Annotated in this window: 18 protein-coding genes; 15 read left to right on the forward strand and 3 right to left on the reverse strand. The window is 58.6% G+C overall.

Annotated elements, in window-relative coordinates; genetic code table 11:
- Entirely contained in the window at window positions 1-1,098 is a 1,098-nt protein-coding gene (locus JQM66_RS08210; protein ID WP_235229397.1) for a DUF3810 domain-containing protein, read from the forward strand.
- An 88-nt stretch (window positions 1,099-1,186) separates the two neighbouring features.
- Here JQM66_RS08210 and JQM66_RS08215 read toward each other — a convergent pair whose 3' ends face one another.
- Together JQM66_RS08215 and JQM66_RS12805 are read right to left on the reverse strand one after the other, a co-directional pair.
- Window positions 1,187-1,750: a GNAT family N-acetyltransferase gene (locus JQM66_RS08215; RefSeq protein WP_235229398.1), complete on the reverse strand. Its 564-nt coding sequence runs from the start codon at window positions 1,748-1,750 to the stop codon at window positions 1,187-1,189.
- Entirely contained in the window at window positions 1,747-2,034 is a 288-nt protein-coding gene (locus JQM66_RS12805; protein WP_407946011.1) for a hypothetical protein, read from the reverse strand. The genes JQM66_RS08215 and JQM66_RS12805 overlap by 4 nt, the downstream gene beginning before the upstream one ends.
- A 292-nt stretch (window positions 2,035-2,326) precedes the next feature.
- Between JQM66_RS12805 and JQM66_RS08225 the strand changes: the two genes are divergently transcribed.
- Window positions 2,327-2,851, forward strand: a complete 525-nt coding sequence (locus JQM66_RS08225) for a helix-turn-helix domain-containing protein (protein ID WP_235229399.1) — start codon at window positions 2,327-2,329, stop codon at window positions 2,849-2,851.
- Between the two features lie 215 nt (window positions 2,852-3,066).
- Here the strand turns inward: JQM66_RS08225 and guaA are convergent, their stop codons facing one another.
- On the reverse strand, window positions 3,067-4,356 hold the full coding sequence (guaA, locus tag JQM66_RS08230; protein WP_235229400.1) for a glutamine-hydrolyzing GMP synthase: 1,290 nt from the start codon (window positions 4,354-4,356) through the stop codon (window positions 3,067-3,069).
- A 168-nt stretch (window positions 4,357-4,524) separates the two neighbouring features.
- Between guaA and JQM66_RS08235 the strand changes: the two genes are divergently transcribed.
- The 13 genes from JQM66_RS08235 to lpdA all read left to right on the forward strand — a co-directional run bounded on the left by JQM66_RS08235 (window position 4,525) and on the right by lpdA (window position 18,172).
- Complete coding sequence (locus JQM66_RS08235) at window positions 4,525-5,649, forward strand: glycerate kinase family protein (protein ID WP_235229401.1); 1,125 nt, start codon at window positions 4,525-4,527, stop codon at window positions 5,647-5,649.
- Window positions 5,650-5,730: 81 nt separating this feature from the next.
- Complete coding sequence (locus JQM66_RS08240) at window positions 5,731-6,456, forward strand: SdpI family protein (protein ID WP_235229402.1); 726 nt, start codon at window positions 5,731-5,733, stop codon at window positions 6,454-6,456.
- Window positions 6,457-6,664: 208 nt separating this feature from the next.
- Window positions 6,665-7,435: a FadR/GntR family transcriptional regulator gene (locus JQM66_RS08245; protein WP_235229403.1), complete on the forward strand. Its 771-nt coding sequence runs from the start codon at window positions 6,665-6,667 to the stop codon at window positions 7,433-7,435.
- 262 nt (window positions 7,436-7,697) lie between these two features.
- On the forward strand, window positions 7,698-8,210 hold the full coding sequence (locus JQM66_RS08250; RefSeq protein ID WP_235229404.1) for a TRAP transporter small permease: 513 nt from the start codon (window positions 7,698-7,700) through the stop codon (window positions 8,208-8,210).
- Window positions 8,207-9,517 (forward strand): TRAP transporter large permease, encoded by a 1,311-nt coding sequence (locus tag JQM66_RS08255; RefSeq protein ID WP_235229405.1) that lies wholly within the window; start codon window positions 8,207-8,209, stop codon window positions 9,515-9,517. The genes JQM66_RS08250 and JQM66_RS08255 overlap by 4 nt, the downstream gene beginning before the upstream one ends.
- 66 nt (window positions 9,518-9,583) lie before the next feature.
- Window positions 9,584-10,645: a DctP family TRAP transporter solute-binding subunit gene (locus JQM66_RS08260; protein WP_235229406.1), complete on the forward strand. Its 1,062-nt coding sequence runs from the start codon at window positions 9,584-9,586 to the stop codon at window positions 10,643-10,645.
- Window positions 10,646-10,918: 273 nt separating this feature from the next.
- A complete protein-coding gene (locus JQM66_RS08265) occupies window positions 10,919-11,620 on the forward strand; it encodes a GntR family transcriptional regulator (protein WP_235229407.1) in 702 nt (233 codons plus the stop codon).
- A 160-nt stretch (window positions 11,621-11,780) separates the two neighbouring features.
- Window positions 11,781-12,545, forward strand: coding sequence for an MBL fold metallo-hydrolase (locus tag JQM66_RS08270; RefSeq protein ID WP_235229408.1), 765 nt, complete (start codon window positions 11,781-11,783; stop codon window positions 12,543-12,545).
- 64 nt (window positions 12,546-12,609) lie between these two features.
- A complete protein-coding gene (locus tag JQM66_RS08275) occupies window positions 12,610-13,083 on the forward strand; it encodes a PPC domain-containing DNA-binding protein (RefSeq protein ID WP_235229409.1) in 474 nt (157 codons plus the stop codon).
- 129 nt (window positions 13,084-13,212) lie between these two features.
- On the forward strand, window positions 13,213-14,157 hold the full coding sequence (locus JQM66_RS08280) for a thiamine pyrophosphate-dependent enzyme (protein ID WP_235229428.1): 945 nt from the start codon (window positions 13,213-13,215) through the stop codon (window positions 14,155-14,157).
- Window positions 14,154-15,137: an alpha-ketoacid dehydrogenase subunit beta gene (locus JQM66_RS08285; RefSeq protein ID WP_235229410.1), complete on the forward strand. Its 984-nt coding sequence runs from the start codon at window positions 14,154-14,156 to the stop codon at window positions 15,135-15,137. The genes JQM66_RS08280 and JQM66_RS08285 overlap by 4 nt, the downstream gene beginning before the upstream one ends.
- A 13-nt stretch (window positions 15,138-15,150) precedes the next feature.
- Entirely contained in the window at window positions 15,151-16,416 is a 1,266-nt protein-coding gene (locus JQM66_RS08290) for a dihydrolipoamide acetyltransferase family protein (RefSeq protein ID WP_235229411.1), read from the forward strand.
- A gap of 16 nt (window positions 16,417-16,432) precedes the next feature.
- Window positions 16,433-18,172 carry a dihydrolipoyl dehydrogenase gene (lpdA, locus tag JQM66_RS08295; RefSeq protein ID WP_235229412.1) on the forward strand — a complete coding sequence of 580 codons (1,740 nt, stop codon included), beginning with the start codon at window positions 16,433-16,435 and terminating at the stop codon, window positions 18,170-18,172.
- Window positions 18,173-18,522: the final 350 nt, after the last annotated feature.

An 18,522-nucleotide genomic window follows, 5' to 3' on the forward strand; every position in this document is an offset into this window, starting at 1 on the left:
ATGAAGCAATTTTTCTTACATCACAAAAAACTTCATATCTGGCTGCTGACGGACCTGTGTCTGCTGGCACTTTTTGTCCTGCTGCGGGAGAGCCGTGGGGTCATGAACGCCTTTGTGGGCCATGTCTCCACCCCGGTTCGCCGATTTGTTGGCCGGCTGTGCTACCTGGTGGACTTCTCCGTGGCGGAGGTGCTGTGTGTCCTGCTGGTGCTGGCGGTCATCGCCTATGTGATCTGGAGCGTCGCCGCTGTGGTCCGGGCCAAGGGCCGCCGGGGACGCCGGGCCTATACCGCTTTCCTGGGAGCCGCCTGCGGCGCATTGACCCTGGGAGCAGTATTCTGCTGGTTCTGGGGCGCGGATTACTACACGGACAGCTTTCAGGAGCGCTCCGGCATCTATGCCCAGCCGGTGGCGGCGGAGGACCTGCTGCGGGTGACGGTGTACTTCGCCCAACAGACCGCCCTGACCGCGGATACTGTGGCCCGGGACGAAAGCGGTGTCTTTGCCGTCCCCCGGGAGGACATCCTGGCGGACAGCCCCCATGCCTACGACGCCCTGGAGGAGCAGTTTCCCTTCCTGGCCTTTGATGACCTGGGGGTGAAGCCCATCCGATTGTCCCGCGTCATGAGTATGCTGGACTTCACCGGCGTCTACTGCCCCTATACCGGGGAGTCCAACGTGAATGTGGACAGCCCGGCCTGTATGCTGCCCGCCACGGCGGCCCACGAGATGGCCCACCAGCGGGGCTACGCCTCGGAGCAGGAGTGCAACTTCCTGGGCATCCTGGCTTCCGTCACCAGCGGAAACGACGCCTATGCCTATTCCGGCTGGCTCATGGGGTACATCTACCTGGGCAATGCCCTCTACCGGATATCCCCGGACACCTACTGGGCCATCCGGAAGGCCCTGCCGGAGACGGTGGAGGCGGACCTGACTGACGACACCGCCTACTGGAATCAGTTCCGGGACACGGCGGTCCAGAAGACTTCCAACAAGGTCTACGACGGTATGCTGAAGGCCTACGGCCAGGAGCAGGGCATCCAGTCCTACGGGACCGTGGTGGACATGCTGGTGGCCTACTATAAAGACATTGCATAAAAAATTTCCTCATCAAGCAATAATTGATATGCTCCTCCCAAAGTCTACTTTGGGAGGAGCATATCAATTATTGCGGCGGAAGCCTTTTTCAATTCTGGGTCAGGGAGGTGGGACAGGCCATCAGGTAGTAGTTGTTCTGATTGAATTGGAAGCTGCCTGTCTCCGTCATGGGTACTTTTCGGGTGTGAGCGGCATAAGAGCGGGGATTGATGTGGTTGATGAAGGTGGCCATGATGGGGTAGCGGCTCTTCATACTGGCCAGAGAGAAATAAAAGACCTTCTCAAACAGACCGGTGCCGCGGTGCTCGCCCGCCACACAGACGGGACCGTACTGGTAAGAGTTTTCCTCTGACAAGGTCTGCCCGCCCAGGGAATACTCCTCCAGATGCTGGATCATGTGGGTGAACAGGGGCCACTGGGCCCAAAACGCCCAGGAAGCCGCCATGGCGTAGGCGCAAACCCTGCCGTTGTCATCCTTGGCGATGGTGACGCCCCGTTCCTGGGTGATCAGTGCCTCCAGCTGTTCCGGTGTAAAGTTGGTAGTGACGAAGCCGTTGGGCCGGTCCTCCGGGGAGATGTAATCCGTGTGATAGATTTTGTGGAGCGCCAGGATGCCGTCGAAATCCTCCATGGTTGCCAGTGTGATCGTCATATGGGCCTCCTTTCTATGCTGTCCGAAGAAGCGGAGCTGGTTACTCCCACTCGTTGCAGGGACTTGCACATTAAACAATTTTGCTTAGGAGATATTGTACCTGCTGTTCTGATTATTTTGATTACCCATATTATTATAGCTGTACGATGGATGCTTATCAAAATCTTATCAGTGGTGATAAAGGGTAACTCTCGGTTGAGCTTACGCATAATCTTGTATGCGTGGGATTCCGAAATCTCCAACTCCTTTGCAACTTCGTCCACTCTGATGAACTTCTTTTCCATTCAATTCCTCCTTTTTGATTTTTGGGTATAATATTCCTTATTTAGTGTCGGAATACTTTCTGGCCGCCATCCGATTTGCCCGGGCGGATAAACCTTCAACGATATGTGTGTTAGAGACCTTCTCCCCGACTTAAACATATTCGCTTAAGCTTATGCCATCATTATACTAAGCAAATTCCGTTATGTCAATAGGCTTCGGAGAAAATATTAAATAATTTTATTTAAGTTATCTTGACACGATCTAAACTTTTATGCTATATTAATAGCAACAATCCGAAAGGAAGAGAAAACTATGGCAATCGGTGAAAGAATCCGTTTTATACGCAACCTGCGTGGCATGACGCAGAAGTGGCTCGGTCAAGCCGTGGGGTTTCCCCAAAAGACCGCTGATATTCGTATGGCTCAGTATGAGTCCGGCTCCAGAACGCCCAAGGAAGATTTGGTGAACGCTCTTGCCAATGTTCTGGAGGTTTCTCCTTTGGCTTTGCGCATCCCCGACATTGACAGCAATCTTGGCTTTATCCATACGCTTTTTGCTGTCGAGGACATTTATGGTGTCAGAGCTGAAAAACAAGGAGGCGAAGTACATATCGTCTTTGATGGCAGCAAGCGCACAATGGATGAGTCCATTTTCAAAATGCTTTCTGCATGGGCTGACCAAGCCGAAAAGCTGAAAAACGGTGAAATCAGTAAGGACCAGTATGACCGTTGGCGTTATACATTCCCGGCAGAGGACACCACTCAGATTTGGGCGAAAGTACCGTCCAAAGCACTCAGCGATATGCTTGTAGAGGCATTCAAAGAGGACATCAAGTAAAAATGAACGACAAAAAGCCCGTACTGACATCCGATCAGTACGGGCTTAAATGCTAATATGGGATTTTTGTGAGGTAATTGAAATTATTCTTTACTCTCAAGCCACTGGCAACGCAGAATAATTGCGTTTCAGCGGAATCTTATCAAAACCTTATCAGAAGCGGTGGGCAAAGTCCGAAAAACCTTGTAAACACTGGGCTTTTCGGCTTTTTCAACTTATTCCCACTCGATGGTGCCCGTGGGCTTCGGCGTCAGGTCGAACAGTACGCGGTTGACGCCCTTCACCTCAGCAGTGATGCGGGCGGTGATATGCTGCAGCAGGTCGAAGGGCACATTCTCCACGGTGGCGGTCATGGCGTCCACGGTGTTGACGGCGCGGATGATGACGCACCACTCGTCAGCCCGCTTGTTGTCCCGCACGCCCACGCTCTTCAGGTCGGGAATGGCGGTGAAGTACTGCCACACCTTGCCCTCCAGGCCGTTTCTGGCAAACTCCTCCCGCAGGATGGCGTCGGATTCCCGGACGGCCTCCAGCCGGTCACGGGTGATGGCGCCCAGGCACCGGACACCAAGGCCGGGGCCGGGGAAGGGCTGCCGGTAGACCATGGAGGCGGGCAGGCCCAGGGCCACGCCGCAGGCGCGGACCTCGTCCTTGAACAGCATCTTCAGGGGCTCCACTAGCTCGAAGTTCAGGTCCTCCGGCAGGCCGCCCACGTTGTGGTGGCTCTTGACGGCCTTCACCGTCTTGGTGCCGGACTCGATGATGTCGGGATAAATGGTGCCCTGGCCCAGGAACTGGATGCCGTCCAGCTTGCGGGCCTCCTCTTCGAAGACGCGGATGAACTCGGCGCCGATGATCTTGCGCTTGCGCTCCGGCTCAGCCACGCCCGCCAGCTTGTCCAGGAAGCGGTCCACGGCGTCCACATACACCAGGTTGGCGCCCATTTCCTCCCGGAAGACCTGCACCACCTGCTCGGGCTCGCCCTTGCGCAGCAGGCCGTGGTTCACATGGACGCAGGTCAGCTGATCGCCGATGGCCTTGATCAGCAGAGCGGCCACCACGGAGGAGTCCACGCCGCCGCTGAGGGCCAGCAGCACTTTCTTGTCGCCCACCTGGCGGCGGATCAGCTCAATCTGGTCGGCGATGAAGTTGTCCGTGTTCCAGTTGGCCTCTGCCTTGCAGGTGCCGAATACGAAGTCCCGGATGGCCGTTTCCCGAGTCTTGCCATCGGCGGCCAGAGGGGCAGAGCCCTTGTGGTCGATGGCCCAGAGGGGAAGGCCGCTGCCGTAGACGGCGGCGGAGGCGTCGATCTCCACGCCGTCCACCACCCGGTTGACGCCGCCGTTGAGGATGATGCCCTTCACATTGGGCAGGGCCGCCAGCTCGGCGGCGGAGATGTCGTGGGGATGGATCTCGGTATAGACGCCCATGGCGCGGATCTCACGGGCGAGGCGGGGGTTTTCTTCACTGCCCAGGTCCAGAATCAAAATCATGTCCTGTTTCATAGAATCCTCCTGCAAATATTTGGTACGATCATCCTACCATGAAAGGCCCCACATACGCAATAGAAAGGGCGAAAATTGGGGGAAAAGGGGAAAAGCAGCAAGACTGGAGGTGGCGCGCAGCGGGAGACTGTGATAAAGTGATCACATGATACGAAAGGGGAGGACCGTATGGAGCGATATGTATTGGTGCCGGATTCCTTCAAGGGAACGCTGGCTTCCAGAGAGGTCTGCGCCATCCTACGGGAGGAGATCCTGCGGGCAAAGCCGGATGCGGAGGTGGTCTCCATTCCGGTGGCGGATGGAGGTGAGGGCAGCGTGGATGCTTTCTTGACAGCAGTGGGCGGACAGCGGGTGCAGGTCCCATGCCACGGCCCCCATATGGAGGAGATGACCGGGTTTTACGGCCTGCTCCCCGACGGTACGGCTGTGGTGGAGATGGCTGCCGCAGCGGGCCTTCCCCTGGTGGGCAGCCGACTGGAACCGGACACGGCCACCACCTACGGCGTGGGAGAGCTGATGGCGGACGCTGCGGCCCGGGGAGCCAGACGCATCATCCTGGGCCTTGGAGGCAGCGCCACCAACGACGGCGGCTGCGGCGCCGCCGCGGCCCTGGGAGCCAGATTCCTGGATGAACAGGGAAATGCCTTTTTGCCCACGGGCGGGAATCTGGACCGCATTGCCCACATCGACCTCAGAGGCCAGCGGTCCCTGCCGGAGATCACGGTCATGTGCGACATTGACAATCCCCTCTGCGGCCCCACGGGCGCCAGCGCGGTGTTCGGCCCCCAGAAGGGGGCGGACCCGGAGATGGTCCGGCGGCTGGACGGGAACCTGCGCCATCTGGCGGAGGTCATTCGCCGGGACCTGGATGTGGAAATTCTGGACCTGCCCGGTGCCGGCGCAGCCGGTGGCATGGGCGGCGGTGCCGCGGCCTTCTGGAACGGAACATTGAAGATGGGCATTGAAACGGTGCTGGACACCGTGGGTTTTGACGAGACCGTTCGGGGCGCCCGGCTGGTGATCACCGGCGAGGGGCGCCTGGACGGCCAGAGCCTGCGGGGGAAGGTGGTGTCCGGCGTAGCAGCCCGGGCCAAACGGGCCGGTGTGCCGGTGGTGGCCCTGGTGGGCGCCGTGGGAGAGGGCGCCGACGGGATCTATGACCTGGGGGTCTGCGGCGTGTTCACCACCAACCACAGGCCGGAGCCCTTCGAGGAGGCCCGCCTCCACGCCGCTGACAATCTGCGGCGGACCATCCGGAACCTGATGGGCTTTTTGAAGGCCGTGGAGGGGTGACCGGGCGGGACAGTTCTTTACAAATACCCCGAAACCCAGTATAATACTCCCCAACGGATGACAAAAGGAGGGCTTCGCCCTATGAGCAGTAAGAAAAACAAAAAGATTCCCGGCATGACCCGGGAGATGGAGATGGAAAGCGCCCGCATGTTCGGCAAGCACGTGACCAAGGAAAAGGCCCTGCTGCTGTTCGTGGTGACCATGCTGGCCTGCGCCATGCCCATGCAGCTGGGCCTCCGCCTGTGGGACAAGATCCCCGAGATCGTGGAGACCGGCCTGATCGGCATGGACGGAAAGGATGACTCCCTGCCCCGGGCGGCGGTGGTGTTTCTGGTGCCCGGGCTCATGTGCTTGCTGAACCTGATTTGCCACGGGCAGCTGTGGTTCAACCAGAAGCGTATGACGCTGCCCAACACGCCGGTGCGGCTGGTGGGCCGGTGGGGCTTCCCCGTGATTTCCGTCCTGTTCTGCAGCGGCCTCATGCTGGAATCCGCCGGCGGCGGGCTGTCGCTGCTCTTCCTGACGCCCTGTGTGCTGGGACTGGTACTGCTGATGCTGGGCGGTCACGTGTGGGACTGCCCCCGGGATGCAAAGATCGCCCTGCGGTTCTCCTTTACTGAAGGGAATGAGCAGGCCTGGCGGGAGGTCCATCGCTTCGCCGGCTGGCTGTGGTCCGTCGGTGGTCTGCTGGTGCTGGAGGCGACCATGCTGACGGATGGCACCAACATGATGGTGCCCCTGCTGGGACTGGTCCTGCTGGTGGTTCCCGTGATCTACGGCTATCTGCGCGGCAGCCGGCTGAGGTGACACAAACGTGGAAGGAGCCGGATGCCGGAGCGGGGAAGATTCTGCGCAGCAATGGGCTTCATGAACGGTAACTGGCTGTAAATGCCGCAGGTTTGCAAGAAAAACCTGCGGCATTACATTTATTATGCCCCTGATTTTAACAAAGTGGCCAAACTTTGAATTCAATTTTCTACGATTGGCGTTCTTGACGGGAAAAATGCGGCGGACTATGATAAAAGCAGAAATCGCCTTGACGGAAGTGGTACGAAGACCGGTCCGCTGGGGCGCTGAAAAGGAGACAGCCATGCAGCTGGCAAAGAAGGGAAGCGGCGACCAGAAGATTCCTGAAAAGGTCATGTGGGCGCTGATTGATGCCATAGAGAGTGGCCAGATCAAAGTTGGTGAAGAAATGCCCTCGGAGCGGGACCTGGCGGAGACGCTGGGCGTGGGCCGGGGGTCCCTGCGGGAATGCCTTGGTATCCTGGAGTTTTTGGGAGCGATCGAGAACCGGGGCTACCGGAAGGCGGTGGTCCGGGACGCGGATTACATTCGCAGGATCATCTCTCTGGTGCGGGTCTCCGATCAGGAGGGCATCCAGGACGATTTCAGTGAGTTCCGCCGGGTGACGGAGGCCGCCATTGCGGAGCTGGCCAGCCAGCGGGCGACCGAGGAGGATCTGGAGCAGCTCCGGGCGGCACTGGCGGCACTGGAGGCTGAACCGATGGACTATCAGAACGACGTCCGCTTTCACGACGCCCTGGCCAAGGCCAGCCACAACATGATGCTGGCAGCCTCTATCCATCTGGTCAACGCTATGCTGGGGGATATCCGGACCCGGTTTGGCGGCCACGAGGATTATCAGAAGAGGACCCATGCCTCCCACTGCGCCATTTACGAGGCGGTGCGGGACCATGACGCGGCCCGTGCCAGATCGGAAATGGAGAAGCATCTGCAGATCGTGGAGGAATATCGGGACAAATATCCGGAGAAGTTTGAATAAAAAAATGGTGATTTGTGCAAAACAGAGAGAATTCCCGGCAGATTTTGGCGGACCTTCTTGGAGTCTTTATTTGACTAAAAGGCCGTGGAATGGTATGATAACTTCAGATGCAGATGGTCCGACCAAGTTGCGGTCGAACTGAAAGAGTCCACAACTCAGAAATACAGCCGTATTTCTGTGGAGCGGCTGCCGGGGAGCGTCCTCATGGTGTGGAATGAGGAAGAGCTGGTGGCTGCAGCAAAACGAGGAAGGGATTGATTCAATGAGAGTCTACAAAAAGATCATGGATGCTCTGGCCGGTGTTGAAGCGGTCGTGCTGTCCCTGATCACCGTGTTCGTGACGGCGTTGGCCTTTATCAATGTCGTCGTCCGTAAGTTCACCAGCAGTGCCTTCGGCTGGAGCGAAGAGCTTGAGGTGAACCTGTTCATTCTGATGATCATGCTGGGCTGCGCTCTGGCCATTCGTGAGGGCAGTCTGATCAGCCTGACGCTGATTTTTGATCGTCTGAAGAAGAACGGGAAGAAGATCTTTGTCACGATCTGCACGGTCGTCTCCACTGTGTTCTGGGTGTTCCTGCTGAAGTATGGCGTGGACAAGGTCCTCTCCCAGATCAAATCCGGAAAGACGACCCCGTCTCTGGGCTGGCCGGAATGGGTGTTTACCATATTCCTGCCGATCGGTGCGGTATTCCTGATCATCCACACCATTGAGTATTTCATTGACGCGATGTCCGGTACGCTGAAGCTGGATGGAGAGGAGGGTGACGCAGAATGATCAACCTGATCCTGTTTGGTTCTTTCTTTGTCATGCTGCTGCTGAACATCCCCATCTGCGTCAGCCTGGGCATGTCCGCCATCTTCGCCATGCTTTACTCCGGGGACAAGCTGTCCATTGTTCCCACCAATGTCTATAACGGCATGGCCAAGTTCCTGCTGATGGCCATTCCGTTCTTCGTCCTGTCTGGCAACATTATGGCCAAGGCCGGCATTTCCACCCGTCTGGTCCAGTTTATTGATGACTGTATCGGACACCGGCGCGGCGGCATCGCCATCGTCTGCGTGGTGGTTGCCTGCTTCTTCGGCGCCATCTCCGGTTCCGGTCCGGCCACCGTGGCTGCTCTGGGCATCATTCTGATCCCCGCCATGATCAACCGCGGCGGCTTCTCCGCACCCTTCTCCTCTGCCATGATGGCAACGGCATCCTCCATCGCCATCGTTATCCCGCCCTCCATCGCATTCGTGGTGTACGCCTCCATTACCGGCGTCTCCGTGGGTGAAATGTTCATGGGCGGTATCATCCCCGGCATCATGATGGGCCTGGCTCTGGTCATCATCATTATGATCGAGGTCCGCAAGAAGGGCCTGACCGCTTCCCGTGAAAAGGCCACCTGGGGCGAGCGCTGGAAGTCTTTCCGCACCGCTTTCTGGGGCTTCCTGATGCCCGTCATTATCTTGGGCGGCATTTACGGCGGCTTCTTCACTCCCACCGAGGCTGCCGCAGTCTCTGTGGTGTACGGACTGATCGTCGGCGTGTTTATCTATCGTGAGGTCAAGGCCAAGGACCTGGTCGAGATCCTGGTGGACTCCGGCAAGACCACCGGCGGCATCATGCTGATCATCGGTGCTGCCACCCTGTTCTCCTACATCTGCACTGTCCACGGCATTTCCGCGGCCGCACAGAACCTGCTGCTGAATATCGCCGGCAACAAGTATGTATTCCTGGTGATCGTCAACATCATCCTGCTGATCGCCGGCTGCTTCGTGGACGCTAACTCTGCGTTCTACATCTTCATGCCCATCATGTACCCCGTGGCACAGCAGCTGGGCATTGACCTGATCCACTTCGGTATCATCGCAACCGTGAACCTGGCCATCGGTCAGGTGACTCCTCCCGTGGGCGTCAACCTGTTCGTGGCCATCGGCGTCAGCGGCAGACTGCGTGATATCAAGGACAAGACCCGCGTCACCATCGAGACCATGTCCAAGGCCGTGTGGCCCATGATCATGGCCTGCGTGATCACCCTGCTGCTGGTCACCTACATTCCCTTCTTCTCTCTGGTCCTGCTGGGCCGAGGCTTCTGATCTGTGATCACATATTGATGTGATATCAGATATACAATGTCCCCAAAAAAATAAGGAGGAAAAACAATGAAAAAGTTTCTTGCACTGATCCTCGCGCTCGTCATGAGCCTGTCTCTGGTCGCCTGCGGCGGCGGTAAGACCGAGGAGAAGCCCGCGGACACCAAGGAGCCCGCACAGAGCACCGATACCAACGTTGCTCCCGAGTTCGAGAAGATGACCTGGAAGTTCGCCTGCTCCGCCAACGACCAGTCCAACTGGGTCGGCGCTGCCAAGGTGTTCGCTCAGATCGTCGGCGAGAAGACCGGCGGTGCCATCACCGTTGAGTACTATCCCCAGGACCAGCTGACCGCCGGCAGCCAGACCGAAGGTATCCAGGCTATGCTGGACGGCACCACTGAGCTGTCCATGCACTCTAACCTGATCTGGGCTGCTTTCGACTCCCGTTTCAGCGTTGTGTCCCTGCCCTTCCTGTTTGCCAACACCGACGAGGCCGATGAGAAGCTGAACGGCGAGGGCGGCAAGGTCCTGCAGGGCATCATGGAAGAGAGCGGCGCTCACCTGCTGGGCATTGCTGAGAACGGCTTCCGTCACATCACCAACAATGTCCGTCCCATCGAGAAGGTGGAGGACATGCAGGGCATCAAGTTCCGCGTGGCCGGCAACAAGTTGCTGAACAAGGCCTACACCCTGTGGGGCACCAACTGGTCCAACGCCAACTGGTCCGAGGTCTTCACCGGCCTGCAGACTGGTACCTATGAGGGCCAGGAGAATCCTCTGCCCACCGCTGACTCCGCCTCCATCGCTGAGGTCACCAAGTACATGACCTACTGGACCGGCGTGTATGACTGCCTGTATTTCTGCATGAACGGCGAGCTGTATGATTCCCTGTCTCCCGAGCTGCAGGCCATCGTTGACGAGGCCGGCGCTGAGGCTTGCGCTTGGCAGCGTGAGCAGAACCGCAGCGAGGACGAGGGCATCATCGAGAAGTGGGAAGCCGCTGGCATCCAGGTCACTCGCCTGTCTGAGGAGGCCGCTGCTGGCTTCCGTGCCGCTGTTGAGCCCATGTACAGCGATCCCGAAGTCGTCGATATGCTGAGCCAGGAGCTGATTGACGCTTTCACCAAGTAATTGGGGCGCCAACCATCTTAAGCTTATGAAAGTAAGGCATGACCGCATGTTTGCGGTCATGCCTTTTTTTATTTACACAAAGAGGAGAAAAATGAATTCAAAATGACGAAAATCAGCCTTAATTTTTGGCACTATAAAATGCGCGAGATGGCTTGTTGGATAAAAAGAGGAGTGTTATAATCGGGGCAGATGGAGAAAATGCCGAAAAGTACCCGCGTGCGGTAATGGCAGTCCATCAGCAGAAATACCGCACGTTGGATATAGGAGGATGACATGAAACGAGAGACTTCGCTGCAGGATTACGCATTTCTGGAGATTCGGAAGCGGATCCAGAATGGAACGTATCCCCCCGGCTCCAAGCTGTCCACCCAGGAGATTTCCGATTCTCTGGGCATCAGCCGCACGCCGGTGGTGGCAGCCATCAATCGTCTGGTAGCCCAGGGGGTGGCGGAGGCGATCCCCAACCGGGGCGTCACCGTGGCCAAGATCACGCCCCGGCGGATTCTGGAGACCGTGGATATCCGCATGATGATCGAACGTTTCTGCGTGCGTCCCGCCATCAAGAATGTGGATTATGCGCCGGAGATCATCGCGGAGATGCAGGAAGTGGTAGATGCCCTGCAGGACATTGAGGACTTTAATGCCGCCTATGAGCTGGAGAGCCGGTTTCACACCCTGTATGTGAAGCTGGCGGGCAATGAAAAGCTGCTGAATATCTATGAATCCAACTGGAGCATCGGCAGCATCTTCTTCCTGTGGACTTCCTCCACCACCAATGTGGACTTTCTGCGGGATTCCCTGAAGGAGAGCCGGAAGATCCTGGACCTGCTGCTGGCCAAGGACGCGGAGGCGCTTGAGGCCTTTATTCAGCAGCATATCCAGGTGGTGTACGACACCATTGACTGGTATATCCGCCAGGGAATGGACCAAGTCACCATGATGCCCAAACGGAAAGTTGCCTGGGAGAAGAAGTGAGCCTTGGCAAAAAAACCAAAGATGGTCCTACCATTTATTCAAAAAGTAGACTTTTCGTGCAATGTCGCATTTTATCGTTGACTTTTTGAATATCAAATGATAATTTTGTATCGGAGAAAATGGCAAATTGAATTCAATTTTACATAATCAAGAGGAAAGCATGGATGAAAGCCTGCGGGTAACGCTGGTCTGCAATGCGGGATTACTGCTGGAATACCGGGGGACCACGGTGCTGATGGATGGCATCTACGGTCCGGAGGGGCATCCCTTCAGCAACCTGACGGATGTGACCTGGCAGCAGATGCTGCAGGGGGAGGGCCTCTTCTCCAAAGTGGATTACCTGCTGTTCACTCACGCCCATCCCGATCACTTTTCCCCTGCTATGACCATGGAGTACCTGCGGCACCGTCCGGTGAAGGGGATTTTCAAGCCCCAGGCAGACCGGCCAGACTCCGCCCTGGATGCCTTCCTGCGGGAACGGCATATCCCCTGCGTGGACCTCTCCCGAAAGACGGACCACGCCGCTTTCCGCGTGGAGCCCCACCTGACCGTGCGGGCGTTCACCGCCCAGCATCTGGACCGGAAGTTCTGGGGAGTTCGGCATCTGTGCTATGTGCTGTCCTTCGATGACAAGCATGTGCTGTTCACGGCGGATGTGGATTATATGAGTACCTCATTCGATGTGGTAAAGGACTTGCCGCTGCGGGCGGTGTTTCTGAACCCCCTGTTTTTCCGGGCATTCCACAACCCCAAGTTTTTTCACGGCAGCCTGAAAGCGGAGAATTTCTGCGTGTATCATGTCCCTTTCCAGGAAGATGACACTATGCAGATGCGCTATCTGCTGCAGCGGGATCTGGCTCGCTGGCCGACCGAAGAGGGGAATGCCGTTGCCCTGACGGAGCCCTGGCAGACCGTGGAACTTTAACTCGTATCCCATGAAGAGAACCGTCTCTTTTTTATCATATATCAACAGGAAGGAAGGGTAAGGTATGAGCTTTGACATGGAAATGGCTCAGGGCAAACTGGGCCGCGTGATCGCAGTCCGTCTGAAACCCGGTACGGATGTTCTTCTGGGTCTGCAGGAGGCCTGCGAGCGCAACGGCATCAACAATGGTGTCATCCTCAGCGCAATCGGCAGCCTGCAGGATCCCCATTTCTGCAATCCTGTGGAGATGTCCACCAAGGCAGGCTACGGCTACGGTGAGACTCTGCACCTCACCGGCCCCATTGAGCTGACCAACGCGTCCGGCATCATCTGCCATGATGATCAGGGCAACACGAACCTGCATGTCCACATGACCGTGACCGACCGGCACGGCAACGCCCACGGCGGCCATCTGGTGGAGGGCACCAAGGTCCTGCTGACCGTGGACGTGATCCTGGCCGAGATCGAGGGCCTGGTCATGGGCCGCAAGTTTGACGAGGAGCTGGAGGTCCCCCTGTTCGCTCCCCGTCAGGCATAAATTGTTTTCAATTGCATTGTGATCCATAGAGCCAAACATTTTAAGAAAGGCGTGAAAACATTGGCAACGAAAAAGAAGAACTCTGAAGAGAAGTACTCCAAGGAACTGCTGCTGGGTTTCTACCGGACGATGGTCCGCATCCGCTCATTTGAGGAACACGCGGCTGAATGCTTCACCAAGGGCATGCTGGCCGGCAACATCCACCTGAGCATCGGCCAGGAGGCCGCTGAGGCCGGCGCTTTCGCCACCATCCAGCCTCAGGACTATTTCACCTCCACCCACCGCGGCCACGGCCACGTCATTGCCCGCGGCGGCGATCCCAAGCGTGCCATGGCTGAGCTGTTCGGCAAGCGCACCGGTTACTGCAAGGGCAAGGGCGGTTCCATGCACATCGCTGATATGGCCAAGATGAACCATCTGGGCGCCAACGGTATCGTGGGCGCCGGCCAGCCCATCTCCGCCGGTTCCGCTCTGGCTTCCAAGATCCTGGGCGACAACTGCGTCACCGTCGGCTGCTTCGGCGACAGCTCTACCAACGAGGGCACCTTCCATGAGTCCCTGAACATGGCCGCCACCTGGAAACTGCCCATGGTCTGGTTCATTGAGAACAACTGCTACGGTGTTTCTACCGAGATCCACCGCGTCACCAACACCCCCGACCTGGCCACCCGTGCCGCCGCCTATGACGTGCCCTTCGCCGTCGTGGACGGCACTGATCCCGTGGCCGTTTACGAGGCCATGACCGTGGCTATGGACCATGCCCGCAGCGGCAAGGGCCCCTATGTGGTGGAGGCCAAGGTCTATCGCTATCAGGGTCATTACTGCGGCGACCCCGCCGTGTATCGTCCCGCTGAGTACATGGAGCAGGCTCTGGCCAACGATGGCATCGAGAAGCTGGGCAAGAAGCTGATCGCTATGGGCGTCAAGGAAGAAGAGCTGGAAGAGATCAAGAAGGCCGCTCAGGAGGAGATGGACGAGGCCGTCAAGTTCGCCGACGAGTCCCCCTATCCCGACCCTGCCGAGGTCACCGACGATATGTATACTGCGGATAACGAAAGGTGTGTGGCAAGATGAGCAAGAAGATTACCGTAAGCAAGGCCATTCGTGAGGGCCTGCTGGAAGAGATGCGCCGGGATGACAAGATGTTCATCATGGGCGAGGATATGGCCGTTATGGGCAACGTGTTCGCCGTCACCACCGGTTTCCTGGATGAGTTCGGTCCCAACCGTGTGATCGATACCCCCATTTCCGAAGAGGGTTTCCTGGGCATGGCCGTTGGCGCTGCCATGCGCGGTATGCATCCCTGCGTGGAGCTGATGTATGACGACTTTGTCACCGTCTGCGCCGATCCTCTGTTCAACCAGGCTGCCAAGCTGAAGTACATGTCCGGCGGCCAGTGCTCCATCCCCCTGGTGCTGCGTATGCCCATGGGTTCCGGCCGCCGCAACGCCGGTCAGCACTCCCAGTCCCTGGAGGGCATGGTCTGCCACTTCCCCGGCCTGAAGGTCGTGGCTCCCTGCTCCGCCGCCGACGCCAAGGGCCTGATTAAGTCCGCCATGCGTGACCCCGACCCCGTGGTGGTCTTTGAGCACAAGCTGCTGTACGCCAAGAAGGAAGAGATCCCCGAGGACGAGGATTATCTGGTCCCCATCGGCAAGGCCAACGTGAAGCGCGAGGGCAAGGACCTGACCATCATCACCTGGAGCCGCGAGGTCAACTTCTCCATGGAAGCCGCTGAGAAGCTGGCTGCCGAGGGCATCGACGTGGAGGTCCTGGACCTGCGTACCCTGGTGCCCATCGACTGGGAAGCCATCAAGGCCTCTGTTTCCAAGACCCACAACGTCATCATCGTTTCCGAGGAAGTCAAGCGCGGCAGCTATGCCGGCGAGATCTCCGCTCAGATCGCCGAGGAGCTGTTCGACGAGTTGGACGCTCCCGTGGAGCGTGTCTGCGGCCTGAACATCGTCTCTCCCTTCAGCCCCGTGCTGGAGGACCAGAACTTCCCCCATCCCGACGACATCGTCAAGGCCGTCAAGCGCGTCCTGAACAAGTGAGGAGGTAATCAACATGGCACATGAAGTATTGATGCCTCAGCTGGGCCTGACCATGGAAGAGGGCACTGTCTCCACCTGGATCAAGCACGAAGGCGATGAGGTGAAGGTGGGCGATGTGATCGTGGAGATCACCACCGATAAGCTGACCAACGAGGTCGCCAGCGAATTCGACGGCGTCCTGCTGAAGATCGTGGCCCAGGAGGGTGAGGATATCCCCGTCAAGGGCCTGTTGGCCTACATCGGCCAGCCCGGCGAGGCCGTGGGCGGCGCTGCCCCCGCTGCTGCTCCCGCCGCTCCTGCCGCCGTGGAGGCCGCTCCCACTGCCCCCGCCGCTGCTCCCGCTCCTGTGGCTGCCGCAAACGGCGCCCGCATCCGCATCTCCCCCCTGGCCCGCAAGACCGCTGCCAAGCTGGGCGTGGACTATACCGCCATCGTCGGCACCGGCACCTCCGGCCGTATCCGCCAGGCTGATATCCTGGCTGCCGCCGAGGCCCAGAAGAACGCTCCCGCGCCTGTGGCTGCTGCTCCTGCCGCCGCGCCCGCTCCCGCTGCCAAGCCTGCTGCTCCCAAGGCCGGCCTGGATCTGATGGAGGGTGACACTGTGGTGAAGCTGACCGGTATGCGCAAGGTGGTTTCCGAGCGGATGCTGGCCTCCCACACCGAGATCCCGCCCGTCACCCAGAACATCAAGGTGGACGTCACCAACCTGATGAAGTTCCGCAAGATGCTGCTGGCCGAGACCGGCAAGAAGTACTCCGTCAACGACCTGGTGCTGAAAGCCCTGGCTGTCTGCCTGCGGAGCCATCCCGAGATCCTGGTGAGCTTCGACGAGGCCAATCATCAGATCATCCAGCGCGCGCATGTCAACATCGGCATGGCCGTGGCTCTGGATTCTGGTCTGATCACCCCTGTTATCCGCGATGCCGATAAGATGGGTCTGGACACCCTGGCCGCTACCGCCAAGGATCTGGCCACCCGCGCCAAGGAGAACAAGCTGAAGCCCGAGGAGTACAAGGGCAACACCATCACCGTGTCCAACCTGGGCATGTTCGGTATCGAGACCTTCACTCCCATTATCAACCAGCCCGATTCCGTCATCGTGGGCGTCTGCGCCATTGAGGACGAGCTGGCTCTGGACGATGAGGGCAATGTCGTGAAGAAGCAGGTCATGCGTTTGTCTGTGACGCTGGATCACCGCACCCTGGACGGCGCCGTTGTGGCGAAGTTCCAGATGGATCTGCGGGATCTGCTGCAGAACCCCATGAGCATCCTGCTGTAAGGGGAGGAACAAACCAATGGCTTACGAACTGAAAATGCCCCAGCTGGGCCTGACCATGGAGGAGGGTACTGTCTCCAAGTGGGTCAAGCAGGAGGGCGATACCATCAAGGTCGGCGACGTGATCGTGGAGATCACCACCGACAAGCTGACCAATGAGGTCGCCAGCGAGGTGGAAGGCACCATGCTGAAGATCGTGGCCCAGGAGGGCGACGATGTGCCTGTCAAGGGCACTCTGGCCTGGATCGGCCAGCCCGGTGAGCAGATCGGCGGCGCCGCTCCCGTGGCTGCCCCTGCTGCCCCTGCCGTGCCTTTCGCGCCCGCTGCCCCTGCTGCTCCCGCCAAGGCGGCCAGCGACACCAGCGTCATCGTCATCGGCGGCGGCCCCGGCGGCTATGTGGCTGCCATCCGTGCCGCGCAGCTGGGCGCCAAGGTCACTGTCATCGAGAAGGAGCACCTGGGCGGCACCTGCCTGAACGTGGGCTGCATCCCCACCAAGTGCCTGCTGCACTCTGCCGAGCTGGTGGAGGACATCAAGAACCAGGGCCCCGACATCGGCGTCAAGGTCACCGGCGTGGAAGTGGACTTCCCCCAGGTCATCAAGCACAAGAATGACATCTCCGCCAAGCTGACCGGCGGCGTGGCCGGCCTGCTGAAGATGAACAAGGTCAAGAAGGTCGACGGCGAGGCTACCTTCGTGGGCGAGAAGAAGCTCTCTGTCAAGAAGGCTGACGGCACCACCGAGGAGATGACCGCCGACGCCATCATCGTGGCCACCGGCTCCGTCAACTCTCAGCCTCCCATCCCCGGCCTGAAGGAGAACCCCAACTGCATCGACTCCACCGGCGCTCTGAGCCTGGAGAAGCTGCCCAAGACCATGGTGGTCATCGGCGGCGGCGTCATCGGCCTGGAGCTGGCCTGCGCCTACGCGGCCTTCGGCACCAAGATCACCGTGGTGGAGGCCATGGACCACATGCTGCCCATGCTGGACGGCGACCTGACCAAGATCGGCGTGGCCCACATGAAGAAGATGGGCATGGAATTCAACCTGGAGTGCCCTGTGCAGTCCGTTGAGCCCTCTCCCGTGGGCGCCAAGGTGGTTTGCAAGAACAAGGCCGGCGAGACCGTCAGCTTTGAGGCGGAGAAGGTCCTGGTGGCCATCGGCCGCCGCGCCAACACCGCTTCCCTGAACCTGGAAGCCGGCGGCATCGACAATGACCGCGGCCGCATCATCGTCAACGACAAGATGCAGACCAACGTCCCCGGTGTCTATGCCATCGGCGACTGCGTGTTTGGTCATGCTCAGCTGGCCCACACCGCTTCCGCCATGGGCGAGGTGGCTGCCGAGAACATCTGCGGCATCGAGGCCACTTACGACGAGAAGACCAACCCCACCTGCGTGTATATCGAGCCCGAGGCGGCTTCCGTCGGCCTGACCGAGGAGCAGTGCAAGGCCCAGGGCATCGAGTACAAGGTGGGCAAGTTCCCCATGAGCGCCAACGGCAAGGCCCTGATCCTCAACGGCGGCGAAGGCCTGGTGAAGATCATCGCCGGCAAGGAGTACGGCGAGATCCTGGGTATGCACATCATCGGACCCCGTGCCACCGACCTGATCGCTGAGGGTGCTCTGGCCATCGGCGAGGAGATGACTCTGGATGAGATCATCAACACCATCCACAGTCATCCCACCGTCACCGAGACCATGCGTGAGGCCGCTTTGCAGGCCGAGAAGCGCGCCATCCACACTTCCAATAAGTAAAAGCTGCGGAAGCAGTATGGAACCTGCCCCGGACGCCATGCGTCCGGGGCAGGTCGCTTGTTCACCGGCCTGAATCATAAAAAATCTTCTTGACAAATCCGATACGGAGTGGTATTTTTATTTCATAAACCAATCAACATAATAGGTTGATGGAAAGAGGTGCATACCATGCTGAACACCTTTACAAAGCTGCTACGCAGCAATTTCCGCTGTGGTCGAATGCTGAACTCCCGGACTGTTGAGATGGCCGGGCGTTTCGACGCGCCCACTGTTCAATGAGACGTTCATAGGTGAACCTCAATTTGGCCATACGCAGTCCGGGAGCGAAATTCGCCCCGGCTTTTTTCGTA

This window comes from Oscillibacter valericigenes (genome assembly GCF_021531915.1).
In the GTDB taxonomy this organism is placed as follows: Bacteria; Bacillota; Clostridia; order Oscillospirales; family Oscillospiraceae; genus Oscillibacter; species Oscillibacter valericigenes_A.

Coding starts and splice junctions, on each gene's coding strand:
- JQM66_RS08210 (WP_235229397.1), top strand. CDS start 1: ATGAAGCAATTTTTCTTACATCACAAAAAACTTCATATCTGGCTGCTG.
- JQM66_RS08215 (WP_235229398.1), bottom strand. CDS start 1,750: ATGACGATCACACTGGCAACCATGGAGGATTTCGACGGCATCCTGGCG.
- JQM66_RS12805 (WP_407946011.1), bottom strand. CDS start 2,034: ATGGAAAAGAAGTTCATCAGAGTGGACGAAGTTGCAAAGGAGTTGGAG.
- JQM66_RS08225 (WP_235229399.1), top strand. CDS start 2,327: ATGGCAATCGGTGAAAGAATCCGTTTTATACGCAACCTGCGTGGCATG.
- guaA (WP_235229400.1), bottom strand. CDS start 4,356: ATGAAACAGGACATGATTTTGATTCTGGACCTGGGCAGTGAAGAAAAC.
- JQM66_RS08235 (WP_235229401.1), top strand. CDS start 4,525: ATGGAGCGATATGTATTGGTGCCGGATTCCTTCAAGGGAACGCTGGCT.
- JQM66_RS08240 (WP_235229402.1), top strand. CDS start 5,731: ATGAGCAGTAAGAAAAACAAAAAGATTCCCGGCATGACCCGGGAGATG.
- JQM66_RS08245 (WP_235229403.1), top strand. CDS start 6,665: ATGATAAAAGCAGAAATCGCCTTGACGGAAGTGGTACGAAGACCGGTC.
- JQM66_RS08250 (WP_235229404.1), top strand. CDS start 7,698: ATGAGAGTCTACAAAAAGATCATGGATGCTCTGGCCGGTGTTGAAGCG.
- JQM66_RS08255 (WP_235229405.1), top strand. CDS start 8,207: ATGATCAACCTGATCCTGTTTGGTTCTTTCTTTGTCATGCTGCTGCTG.
- JQM66_RS08260 (WP_235229406.1), top strand. CDS start 9,584: ATGAAAAAGTTTCTTGCACTGATCCTCGCGCTCGTCATGAGCCTGTCT.
- JQM66_RS08265 (WP_235229407.1), top strand. CDS start 10,919: ATGAAACGAGAGACTTCGCTGCAGGATTACGCATTTCTGGAGATTCGG.
- JQM66_RS08270 (WP_235229408.1), top strand. CDS start 11,781: ATGGATGAAAGCCTGCGGGTAACGCTGGTCTGCAATGCGGGATTACTG.
- JQM66_RS08275 (WP_235229409.1), top strand. CDS start 12,610: ATGAGCTTTGACATGGAAATGGCTCAGGGCAAACTGGGCCGCGTGATC.
- JQM66_RS08280 (WP_235229428.1), top strand. CDS start 13,213: ATGGTCCGCATCCGCTCATTTGAGGAACACGCGGCTGAATGCTTCACC.
- JQM66_RS08285 (WP_235229410.1), top strand. CDS start 14,154: ATGAGCAAGAAGATTACCGTAAGCAAGGCCATTCGTGAGGGCCTGCTG.
- JQM66_RS08290 (WP_235229411.1), top strand. CDS start 15,151: ATGGCACATGAAGTATTGATGCCTCAGCTGGGCCTGACCATGGAAGAG.
- lpdA (WP_235229412.1), top strand. CDS start 16,433: ATGGCTTACGAACTGAAAATGCCCCAGCTGGGCCTGACCATGGAGGAG.